The sequence below is a fragment of the Microcystis sp. LE18-22.4A genome (assembly GCF_027531105.1).
GTDB lineage: Bacteria > Cyanobacteriota > Cyanobacteriia > Cyanobacteriales > Microcystaceae > Microcystis > Microcystis aeruginosa.
In genome coordinates this window covers 1-11,250 of sequence record NZ_JAPZRB010000292.1, presented here as the reverse complement: position 1 = coordinate 11,250, position 11,250 = coordinate 1, and the positions used below count along the sequence as shown (strand labels likewise).

Sequence of the window (11,250 nt, the reverse complement as noted above, 5' to 3'; positions counted from 1 at the left end):
TAACCCTTATATAGAAAGGCATTTAGCGATTTTTGTCAATTATTTTTGATCTAGAGCGAACTAATCAATTAAGTCTCTTACCAGATAAGGATTTAGTCGATTTATGACCCCCTATCGAACCATACCAAGTAACGAAGAACCAGAATTGATAAAAAATAGGTAAAGAAGAATAACAGAAACCCATAAAAATAACGATTTTTTTGGCTCCAATATCCAAGGATAATAAATATTGGAAATATTGTCATCATATACCTCATCATTGATTGTGTTGTTCCTGTATTTAAAGGTAAAAAAATGCTCAGGAAGGCAAAAATTAACAGGGAAATATTTAGAGGCTTTTTAACGATAGAGAATAGCAAGATACCTAAAAAAAAGGAGCTAAAAAAAGTATTGAAGAATCGAATTGCATTAATAGGATCTTTGGGAAACATAAAATTGATGTTCTTCCAGTAGTTTATTAGAGTAATTAAAGGAAATACTCTTTCACCTCTACTCCATAAAACTTGAGTTTTAACAAATGCCAAAGGTTCGTTGAATTTCCAAGCTAAAAATACCATATAAGCGATTAACCCACAGGGTATTAATAGTAGGAAAATACTTTCTCTCTTGGGCAGTTCTTTTTTCTTTAAATATTTCCAGAGTAATTCGATAGCAAAAGCCAGAAAAATTATTACTCCTGTGACTCTAGTTAAACTGGCAAAAAATCCAAAAAATCCAGACCAAAAGTATTTCTTATTCAGAAAGAAATAAAAACAAGCAGCGGTGGTTAGCAAATATAAACTTTCTGTATAAAAACAGCTATAAAAAAAGGAAGTAGGAAAAACCAACATAAGAATTAAAACTTTTTCACAGCCTCTTTTATTCAGATAAATATTACTGATTTTATAAACAAAAAATAAGGCAAGTATTAGACATAAATTAGAAAGCAAAAGACCAGAAATAGGCACACTTAAGGAAGTTAAAGATGCAATTGCTTTGACTAAAATAGGATAGAGAGGAAAAAAAGCAACGTTCGATTGTTTTTCGGGATTGTATGAATATCCTGTTTGAATAATGTCGTTATACCAAGAACTATCAAAACGAAAGAAAGAATCCAAATAATGATTATCGGGAAACCAATGCCAAAAAGATTCTTGAGGAGATGAAGATTCATTCATCTGACTAAAACTGAGTCCGATTAGGTGCATCAGTAAAAGTGTTCCTCTCCAAATGATGAAGATTTTTAATATATACAAGAAAAGCTTTCTTGATTGACTAAAGTTGCTAGTTTCGGCCTTTAATTCCATCTTATTGATTTCTCCTAAAAAAATTTTATGGTTGAGTTTGAATTAGGAAATAAACAAATATGCCCAGTTTTAAGTCCGGGGTTTTCCCGAACCTTACCATAGGGAAACAAAAGTAAATTATCTTAGTAAATAGTTGAGTCTGATTGCTCCTAACTGTATCTTTCTGTGAACTGGATTCTAAGATTGAAGGGGGAACAATATTGTTCCCTAGATTTTTGTTGATGCTATTTTTACCGAGTACGGCGGTTCCTCTATCCATCTGGCACAGACAACTCCTTATTGGATAAGCCTTTCCACTTAGAAGATGTACCAGACTGAGCCTGAATCCGCCGTATTTCCAGAGTAATTCGATAGCAAAAGCCCGAAAAATTATCACTCCTGTGACAAGGTTGAAAGGTGCCTTACATTTGATTAACGCACCTACAAAAGTAGGCGATTACTGCGCCTCATCTCGTTGACTTATTTTTTCAGGCATTCAATAATAAAAATATCTTCTTTAGTCGGAATAATTCGATTTAATTTTAAACCCGCTTGACTTAACAATTCCTCAAATTCTTTTGCGGTTCTTTCTTTACCTCCCGGACACATAACTAACATATTCATGTCTAACATTTTAGCAGACGAAGGCTTATTACCCGAAGGAACAACCATTTCCATTACTAAGACTTTACCGTTGCTATCTAAGCCTTCACAACAATTTTTCAAAATGGCAATTGCCCGTCGATCATCCCAATCGTGAATAATATGTTTTAATAAATAGCCATCTCCTCCTGGCGGTACGGATTCAAAAAAATTACCTCCAAAGGTTTGACAACGAGCGAGAATGCCGTGTTTTTCTAAAGTGGGTTGACAATGATAAATTACATAGTCTTCATCAAAAAGAATCCCTTTTAGGTGGGGATATTGCTCTAAGATTGTCCCCAACATCTCACCGTATCCCCCACCTACATCTACTAGGGTTTGAAATTCAGAGAAATTATACACAGCTAAAATAGCCTTCTCCTCCGAAAAAGAAAAACTATTCATCGACTGTTCAAAAATCTCTGCATCCAGCGGATGAGTTTGAAAATATTCAAAGACCCCCATCCCAAAGACATCATCAAAGGATAGTTGTCCCGTTTTAATACTATGTAACACATTTCCCCATGCTTGATAATGGGGGGCCTCTCCTAACATAATCGCTGTCGCTTTTACTGACCGGGGATGGTCACTAGATAAATGTTCGGCTAAGGGAGTGAGTATAAACTGTTGAGATTCAGTTTCTTGAAAAATTCCCACACTAGCTAATGCTCTCATCAGTCGGTATAAAGCAGCAGGATTGGTCTCAGTTAGGGAGGCTAACTCTTGACAAGATTTCGCTCCCTTGCTTAAATGCTCGGCTAGACTCAATTTAGCCGCAGCATAGATAGCTTGAGATAGCCAGTAACCCGAAATCATTTGGGTTAATTGAAGATGAAGAGGGAGTTCAGGTAAGGACATAATCAACTTTTGTGGCAATAAAATTAAACAGTACCATATAGGATAAGCTGCCCGCACATTTAAATTGCTGGTTGAGATGAGGCAAGAGTCAAGACCCCCCAACCCCAAGGCTGTTCCATGTTTCCTTCTATTTATTGAATTTTAACATTTAATTTATAGGTGGCATTGCCACGAGTTCCCCCTACAATTATTTCATAATTTCCAGTAGCCGGTAATTTTAAACTAGATTGGGTAGCTTCTGTTTTCAAAATTTGCCCATTCGGTGCAATCACATCGAATACGGCATTATTTTCTAATGCTGTAATTTTCAGATCCATTCTCTGTCCTTGATTCGCTCTTAATAAATAAATATTTCGACTCCCTCGAACAACCGATTGATTAACTGTAGTGGTATTAGTTCCTGGTGCAAACCGAATTTGAGACACTAAACAAGGTTGTTTTTGATAAACGACTCGTCCCGTATTCAAAGAATCTGAAGTTAACGTCCAGGTTTCTTGAGTTGTTTGAGTATCTAACTCAATTTTTGTCTTGATATTTAAGTTTAACTGATTCCCATTTTTCCTTCCTTGTAAGGTTTGAGTATAGGAACTATAATAAGATTCTTGTTCATTATGAATCGTAGCTTCTACCCGACCCGTGACTTGATTTCCCTGAATATAAATCCTCGCCGTAGAATCCAGATCATCATTAGCGACTGAAAAACAATAACCTTGAATCGAATAAGCGCTAGACGCTTGAGCAACTTGTCGGGGTGGATGATTTGCCATCCCAGGTGTAACATTCAGTAAACTTGCAAAAATGACTACAGATCTTAATAATTTCATCATCATAACTGACTCATGGTTAAAGCTTGATTGATCACTGATTCTAAATCCAGTGATTAAAGACTGATTATCTATTCCTCCTTTTGCCTCTTGCCTCTTGCCTATCCTGATATGTAGCCTATACTCAACGGATTTAGTATGATTACTGATAGGAATCTTTCTTAACAATTTTGTCAGTAAGCACTCCAACCCTGATCCTGACTTGATTTCAGTTTTTTCTTTGTCAGTAAGGGTGTCAACAAGGAATATTACAAATTGTTAACCGAGTATTGAAAGCCTTGTGCTACAAAGGTTTGAAATGTTAAGAAAGCTCTGACTAATGGATAGAAGGTCTATTTGTGATTAAACCATCTTGGGGATACGGTGGCAATTATTAATGATGCTGACTTTCAACCGAACACTTGGTGAAGAGATATAATTAGGCATTATAGGTAAGTGTTAAATCCCCCCGTCTATCGGCACCCCCTGTCAGTCCATGAGTGAACCCGTTACCCTTGAGGATATTTACCAGCTATTCCGCGCTTCCGCCGAGGAGTTTGATCGCCGTTTAAGGGAAAGCGATCTTCGTCGAGCGGAAATGGAACGTATCTTTGCCGAAGCGAAATTAGAAAACGAGCGCCGTGCCGCCGAAGCGAAATTAGAAAACGAGCGCCAAGCTGCCGAAGCGAAATTAGAAAGCGAGCGCCGTGCCGCCGAAGCCGAGCGCTCGATGGCAGAACTGAAACGCACCGTAGAACGAACCAGCAAAGCGGTAGATAGTCTGACCACTCGCTGGGGTCGATTTGTGGAAGAATTGGTAGAGCCGGCGGTTTTACGGCTTTTTCAGGAGAAAGGCATTGATATTAAGGAAGTTTATCCCCGCGCTAGAGTCAAGCGTCAAGGCATCGCCATGGAAATTGATATTCTAGCGGTGGATGATACCGATCTCGTGGTGGTGGAATGTAAATCGAGATTATCTCAAGATGATGTGGATGAATTTATTGAAAAATTGACTCGTTTTAAAATCGCTTTTCCCCATTATCAAAACTATCGAGCCTACGGTGCAGTGGCAGGAATTGAAATTAACGAAGGTGTAGATCGCTATGCTTATAAAAAAGGTTTATTTGTGATTAAACCCTCTGGGGATACGGTGGCAATTATTAATGATGCTGACTTTCAACCGAACACTTGGTAAAGAGATAGAATTAGGCAGGAGGCCAAAAAGATGGAGTTGTGATAGATTAAGTCTAGACAACCGCAATAAAATAAACAGGAGAATTTTTATGACTCGTTTAGTGGAATTTACCTCGGAGGAGGGGACTATTTACATTGAGGTGGATGAAAAGTTACCCTTACCCAAACCGAAACCAGAAGATGAACTTATTAGTCTAACAGATGAAATAGCTGTTAAAGCCGCTCAGTCTTTTGAAGACGCATTAAATGGCATAAAACCCGTGGCAAATGCCATAATTAATAAGGTTAAAAGTTTGAATGAACCGGCCGATCAGGTAGAGGTCAAGTTTGGGATAAAAATGACTGTTGGACTAGGGGCTATTATTGCATCTGGCAGCGCCGATGTTAATTATGAAATTACCCTAAAATGGGATAACAAGGAAAAAAATAAGCAATCATCTACTCAATAAGTACTTAGATAAAAATAATGGTTGCATCTCTAGAATTTTCTGTGGTTAGAATTTATAAGCAACGACAAAATAAAGATGATACAATAAAAATTGCCGGAGCGGGATTTCTGGTCTCAGAAGAGTATATTATTACCTGCGCTCATGTTGTCAATGAATCTTTAGGATTAGTATTAACATCTCCTGAGAAACCCACTGACATTATTAATTGTGATTTTCCTATCATTGCATCGGGTACATCTTTAGAAGCAACCGTAGAAATTTGGTATCCAGTTAAATTTAACAGCAATGATCCTCAAGATATTGCTATTTTAAAATTAAAAGATTCAGTTCCTTCACAAGCTCAACCAGTTTCTTTAATTACCTCTGAAATAGGAGATTTATCTGATCATAATTATAAAGCTTATGGTTTTTCCAGAAACGAAGGTGTCTGGTCTGATGGTAAGATACAAGGTCATATTGCTAACAAGAAAATTCAGATAGAAGATACTGAAAGCACAGGATATGCTGCAGAAGCTGGGTTTAGTGGGACAGCTATCTGGGATGAGCAATTGGGGGGAGTAGTGGGGATGGCAGTAATGGCTGATAAGGAAAAAATGTTTGCGAAATCTGCATTTTTTATTCCTACTAATGTTCTTTTAAAAGCTTGGAAGAAGTTGCTAGATATAGCACAAATAGAAGGAAAAATTTCTGAGATTATCTCCTCGATTAGATGTGTATTTGAAAACAAGAGTTATCAAGATCAACTTAATACAGCTTATGAAAATTTAAAAATTGAAGTGAGGGATCATTTAGTGGATTTACCTAGAGTAATTCCTTCCTCTTGGTCTGATTTTATAGAAATAATCTATCAATTAGATGAAAGATATTTGACCTATGCTTCTCAATCAAAATTTTCTTGGTTAGAAATATTTATTGGCTATTTAGTCATTCAGTTAACCTCAACAGATGCTCTGGCAAAGTTATTAAAAGAATGGCTAAAAAAATATCAAACCAAATGGGAAGTTTTAATCAATACTTTAGAGAATAATCTTAATCATCGCTCACAAAATATCGCTCAAAAATCAACAGACAAAAATCCCTGCTTATTTGTTACCCTTACAGAGGAAAACAAATCTTTAATGCTGAGAGCTTGGATTGTTAAAGATATCAACAATTATCATCCCACAGAAAAAGAACCTCAAAAACGTGGAGAATATCAATCTTTAACCCCCAATGAAGGAATAAGTCTGGGTAATCATCTCCAAGAAAATGAATTGATTAATCACCTAAAAAAATTTAAACGAGAATCAGAAAATATCTGTCAATCTTCCCTAGAAAAAGTTCAATTTTTTCTTCCCTATAGATTTATTGAAAAAGAGATTAAACCGATTGATTTATTTTCAATTGATGAAGTGGCAACAGCTACAGGCTGCGATCCTCATCATTGGGGAGTCGATCATGAGATAATCATGAGATTTTCAGAACGAATAACAGCCGAAAATATCAACAATCAACAAAGCTATTTATGGATGAAAAAATGCCAACTTTTTCGGAATATACAGCAGCAAAATCTGACCCAAATCTTAAAGTGTGAAGAAGAAATCAAAGAACTGATCGAATCAAACAATCAGCAAATAGTTATTTTAAAAAAACCTCTGGCAAATAATGACCATCCGAATAAAATACTCAAATATCATAAATTTAACAATGTTATCGGTTCAAGGTTAACTAATCTCAGTCAAGAAAACTCCTTAGAGTTAAAAAATATTCTAGCCATTTTATACGAAACTGGAATACCTTTATCTCTGTGGATACGACCGGATGCTAACCCAGAACTTAACTGTCAGGAAAAATTAGACCCTATCTGTCAATGTCCACTAGAAAAATTACCAGAAATAATTAAAAATAGACGTTCCGCCGCTTGGTTAGAAGATAATCATATTGGGAATCATCTATCATTACTTTGGGATGACTATCAGCTTGTTCCCCCCAACTATCCACTTTTGATGCCATAAATTGAATCATGAAAGACTGGAAAATTTTTACAGGAAATCAGGATCCCACAGACGCTTGGACATTACCAGACCCTCCCAGCTGGCGACCTTTTGGCAAAGAAAAGCAACCGGGAGAAAGTCGTCGTAAGCATCGGGGAGAAACCTTTCTAGTGCGCGAAGAAGAAATTAAAATGGTCAATGCAGCCTTGTATTTACGGCGACCTTTATTAGTAACCGGCAAACCAGGAACTGGAAAGTCATCTCTTGCCTATAAAGTCGCCCAGGAATTAAAATTAGGAGAAGTATTATACTGGCCGATTACCACCCATACTACCCTAAAAGATGGACTTTATAACTATGATGCGATCGGTCGGTTACAGGAAGTTAAATTACTGGAACGAGAGCAAAAAGAATTAACCCCAGAAGAACGAAAAGACCAATTAAAACAGATTGAAAAATATATTACCCTTGGACCCTTGGGAACCGCACTATTAGAGTCAGAAAAGCCAAGAGTACTGTTAATTGATGAAATTGATAAGAGTGATATCGATTTACCCAATGATTTACTCACCTTATTTGAAGAAGGACGCTTTGAAATCCCCGAATTAGTTAGGCTAAAAGAAGAAGTCCCAAGCGTTGAAGTACGAACTGCTTATACCGATACAACCGACATTACCCAGAAAGATATAAAAACACCTATAAATGATGGTTTAGTTATCTGTAAGGCTTTTCCTTTTGTGATTTTAACTAGCAATGGAGAACGAGACTTTCCTGCACCTTTTTTGCGTCGTTGTCTCCGTTTAACCATGAAAGAGCCAGAGAAACCCGACTTAATTAAAATAATTGAGGCCCATTTAGAAGAAACAATTGCTAACAATCCAGACATCGATAAACTGATTGATAACTTCATTCAAAAGCGCAATTCACAAACCCTAGCCACGGATCAATTACTTAATGCTATTTTTATGGTCAAAAAAGGAGCTATATCAACTCAAGATGACCTCATTAGTCAACTTTTGAAAGATTTGGGGACGATAGAAGATGAGTGAATCCCCATCCAATTCATCAGTTAAAAAACTATTAGATTATCTAGAGCAAACAGGACTACTCGAACGGTTACAACTCAGTGATGAAGATATAGCTGATAGTATCTGGTTGGCCTTACAAATGGGTGTTGAAGACTTGCAATCACCGCCAATATTTCCAGAAAATAAACAGCTAATAGATTCATCAACTTCTAATCAAATAGAGGAAAATTTAGAGGAGATTCCAGAAGATAACCTATCAAAATCCCAGCCAAATGTCGATGTTATTACCGAAGAATCTCTCCCCAAAGAAATAGAAAAACCCACCCCAATCCAAGGCTTTCCTTTTCAAGTTCCTGCTGCTCCGGCACTACAGACAGCACTCTTGATTAGTCGCGCTTTGCGTCCTTTCATGGGAAAAGTTCCCTCAGGGACTAAAACGATTCTAGATGAAGAAGCAACCGCTTCTTTTATTGCAGAAAGGGATATTTGGCTACCCGTGACTAAACCCCAACCGGAACGCTGGTTAACCCTCGAATTAGTAGTAGAAGAATCTAGATCCTCTTTCATTTGGCGAGAATTAATTAATGAGTTACAAAATCTCTTAGAAAATCAAGGAGCATTTAAAACCGTCAGAGTTTGGCAACTATCAACCTCAAATAATCAAGAATTACAGTTAGTAAGACGCAGAAAAAAAGGTAAACCAGGACAACGTTATCACCCCCATAAAGAACTTATTCATCCCAGGGGACGGGGATTAGTTTTGCTAGTAAGTGATTGTGTCTCTCCTCTCTGGCAAAAAGCCTTAATTCATCCTTGGTTAAAAGATTGGTCAGAAAAACAACCCACCGCTATTCTGCAACTTTTCCCCGAAAGATTATGGAATAGTACCCAACTAGGACGAGGACGTAAACTCTTCACCACTGCTTTAACTGCCGGGGTTCCCAATCCGAAATTAATCTTAAAAAATTATCCCCAATGGCTACCGATTAACTGGCAAAATACCCTTCTTATTCCCGTAATCACGTTAGAAACAGAAGTCCTCAAACAATGGGCAAAAGTTGTCGCTGGTTCAGGTAATGCTCAGATTTCTGCTTTTTTATTTGATTTAGAATTTATTAAACAACAAATTATTGAAATTCCCCCTATATCCAGAGAGGAAAATAAGCAAGACAGCGAAGATAAAAACAGCATCAAAAATAAGGCCGAGGCAATGGTCGAGCGATTTTTTGCCACCGCGTCAGAACCGGCCAAAAAACTAGCAAAAATGATGGCAGCTGCCCCGGTAAGTATGCAGGTGGTCAATCTTATTCGTAAAACTCTTTTAAACGAAGTGCGTCCCGTTCATGTGGCAGAATTTTATATGGGAGGTTTATTAAAACCGATTGTAGAAAATGAAGAAGGACAGTATCGAGTCTATGACTTTTTACCCGGGGTACGTCAGGTCTTACATGATGCTATCGGTAGGCGACAAACTATCAAGGTACTCGATGCTATTTCCCAATATATTGCCGGGGAAATTAAAAGTCCTATCCGCAGTTTTGTCGCTTTATTAACCCTATTACCCACCTATCCCCCAGAACAAAGAGAAAAAATTCTTCCCTTCGCTCAAGTCAGCATCGAAGTCTTACGCAATCTGGGGGGAGAATACGCAGAATTTGCCGAAGAAATCGCCGTTAATATTTCTAATCCCCCTCCAATCCCTCAACCCTCGGAACCTCCCTTAAAAACCCGTACCTTTGAATTTACCCTAGCAACCATAGAACGTCAGTCTCCAAGTCGTTTTGAACCAGAAAAATGGGTAATCAAAAAGGAAAAAAGGCAAGCAGAAGGCATTGTCGAAAAACTAGCCGAGGGAGTCGAATTGGAATTGATGGAAATCCCCGGCGGCACATTTATGATGGGAACGGAAGATGAGGAAATTGCAAGACTGGTGAAAAAATTTGGTTGGGATGGATTTAGACGAGAAAAACCCCCACACCCAGTAACCGTTTCCTCTTTCTACATGGGGCGTTATCCCATCACCCAAGCTCAGTGGCAAGCTATCGCCGCAACCGCTAAAATAGACATCGACCTAGAGACAAACCCTTCTCACTTTAAAGGGGATGAGCTACCCGTAGAAAGAGTCAACTGGTATGAAGCAACGGAATTCTGTAAACGACTATCAAGGGAAACAAAACGGGAGTATCGGCTACCGAGTGAGGCAGAATGGGAATATGCCTGTAGAGCGGGGACAACAACCGCCTTTCACTTTGGGGAAACGATAACGGCAGATTTAGCTAACTATCGAGCTACTGAAACCTATGCCGATGAACCTACAGGAGAATATCGAGGTGAAACAACCCCAGTGGGCTATTTTCAGGTAGCTAACGCCTTTGGGTTGTACGATATGCACGGCAAGGTCTGGGAATGGTGTGCCGATACCTGGCACAATAACTATTATGGCGCACCGACGGATGGCAGTGCTTGGACAAAAAATGGGGATGATAATCGTTCTCCATTGCGGGGCGGTTCTTGGTTCAGCAATCCGTATGACTGCCGTTCCGCTTACCGCCTCACCGACTTCCTCCGCCGCGTCAGCTACTTCAGCGGCGGTTTTCGGGTGGTGTGCGGTGCTGGGAGGACCCTGTAACCCTTTTTCCCTTTTTTTCCCTTTTTACCCTCATTCCCTTTTCTGGAATTTTTTTGGGCAAGCTATAGCACAAGTGTATTAGTTTAGGGGTTATACTAAATCTGGTTATTTGGGTTCTCCCCCCTGCTCCCCTTGATAAGGGGGGTGTCGATCCCCCCTGCCCCCCTTGATAAGGGGGGTGTCCATGAGCAGAAAACGAGTTTCTCGGAGAAACCCGTTTTCTGTGCTGAAAAAGTACGGGCGAAGCATTCGGATAGAAAATCTCCGGTTTCACCGATAGGTTATTGCCCGAATGCTTCGCCCCTACAGGACGCGGGCCGATGAAGACGCGAGGTTTTGAACGACGATTCTCTCAAAATCTTGCACCTGTTTCGCGAGAAAAGCCCCAAAACCCTTACTTTGCCTACAT

8 protein-coding genes are annotated in these 11,250 nt (G+C 38.8%); 5 read left to right on the top strand and 3 right to left on the bottom strand.

Going from position 1 to position 11,250, the window contains the following annotated elements:
• Positions 1–101: 101 nt before the first annotated feature.
• The 3 genes from O9295_RS13480 to O9295_RS13470 form a co-directional block, all read right to left on the bottom strand.
• Positions 102–1,286, bottom strand: coding sequence for a putative hexosyltransferase (locus O9295_RS13480; protein ID WP_288033304.1), 1,185 nt, complete (start codon positions 1,284–1,286; stop codon positions 102–104).
• 459 nt (positions 1,287–1,745) lie between these two features.
• Entirely contained in the window at positions 1,746–2,765 is a 1,020-nt protein-coding gene (locus tag O9295_RS13475) for a methyltransferase (protein ID WP_288033303.1), read from the bottom strand.
• 131 nt (positions 2,766–2,896) lie between these two features.
• Entirely contained in the window at positions 2,897–3,595 is a 699-nt protein-coding gene (locus tag O9295_RS13470; protein ID WP_190723833.1) for a hypothetical protein, read from the bottom strand.
• Between the two features lie 469 nt (positions 3,596–4,064).
• Between O9295_RS13470 and O9295_RS13465 the strand changes: the two genes are divergently transcribed.
• From O9295_RS13465 to O9295_RS13445, 5 genes are all read left to right on the top strand, one after another.
• Positions 4,065–4,763: a DUF3782 domain-containing protein gene (locus O9295_RS13465; protein WP_288033301.1), complete on the top strand. Its 699-nt coding sequence runs from the start codon at positions 4,065–4,067 to the stop codon at positions 4,761–4,763.
• Between the two features lie 88 nt (positions 4,764–4,851).
• A complete protein-coding gene (locus O9295_RS13460; RefSeq protein ID WP_024969526.1) occupies positions 4,852–5,211 on the top strand; it encodes a CU044_2847 family protein in 360 nt (119 codons plus the stop codon).
• 17 nt (positions 5,212–5,228) lie between these two features.
• Positions 5,229–7,205, top strand: coding sequence for a VMAP-C domain-containing protein (locus O9295_RS13455; protein ID WP_288033299.1), 1,977 nt, complete (start codon positions 5,229–5,231; stop codon positions 7,203–7,205).
• 8 nt (positions 7,206–7,213) lie between these two features.
• The gene (locus O9295_RS13450) at positions 7,214–8,233 is read left to right on the top strand and encodes an AAA family ATPase (RefSeq protein ID WP_288033298.1); all 1,020 of its coding nucleotides are present in this window, start codon (positions 7,214–7,216) and stop codon (positions 8,231–8,233) included.
• Positions 8,226–10,841 (top strand): formylglycine-generating enzyme family protein, encoded by a 2,616-nt coding sequence (locus tag O9295_RS13445; protein ID WP_288033296.1) that lies wholly within the window; start codon positions 8,226–8,228, stop codon positions 10,839–10,841. The genes O9295_RS13450 and O9295_RS13445 overlap by 8 nt, the downstream gene beginning before the upstream one ends.
• Positions 10,842–11,250 lie beyond the last annotated feature (409 nt).

What these genes read in the sequence shown, in the direction of transcription:
- O9295_RS13480 (WP_288033304.1), bottom strand. Translation starts at nt 1,286, where the DNA reads ATGGAATTAAAGGCCGAAACTAGCAACTTTAGTCAATCAAGAAAGCTT.
- O9295_RS13475 (WP_288033303.1), bottom strand. Translation starts at nt 2,765, where the DNA reads ATGTCCTTACCTGAACTCCCTCTTCATCTTCAATTAACCCAAATGATT.
- O9295_RS13470 (WP_190723833.1), bottom strand. Translation starts at nt 3,595, where the DNA reads ATGATGATGAAATTATTAAGATCTGTAGTCATTTTTGCAAGTTTACTG.
- O9295_RS13465 (WP_288033301.1), top strand. Translation starts at nt 4,065, where the DNA reads ATGAGTGAACCCGTTACCCTTGAGGATATTTACCAGCTATTCCGCGCT.
- O9295_RS13460 (WP_024969526.1), top strand. Translation starts at nt 4,852, where the DNA reads ATGACTCGTTTAGTGGAATTTACCTCGGAGGAGGGGACTATTTACATT.
- O9295_RS13455 (WP_288033299.1), top strand. Translation starts at nt 5,229, where the DNA reads ATGGTTGCATCTCTAGAATTTTCTGTGGTTAGAATTTATAAGCAACGA.
- O9295_RS13450 (WP_288033298.1), top strand. Translation starts at nt 7,214, where the DNA reads ATGAAAGACTGGAAAATTTTTACAGGAAATCAGGATCCCACAGACGCT.
- O9295_RS13445 (WP_288033296.1), top strand. Translation starts at nt 8,226, where the DNA reads ATGAGTGAATCCCCATCCAATTCATCAGTTAAAAAACTATTAGATTAT.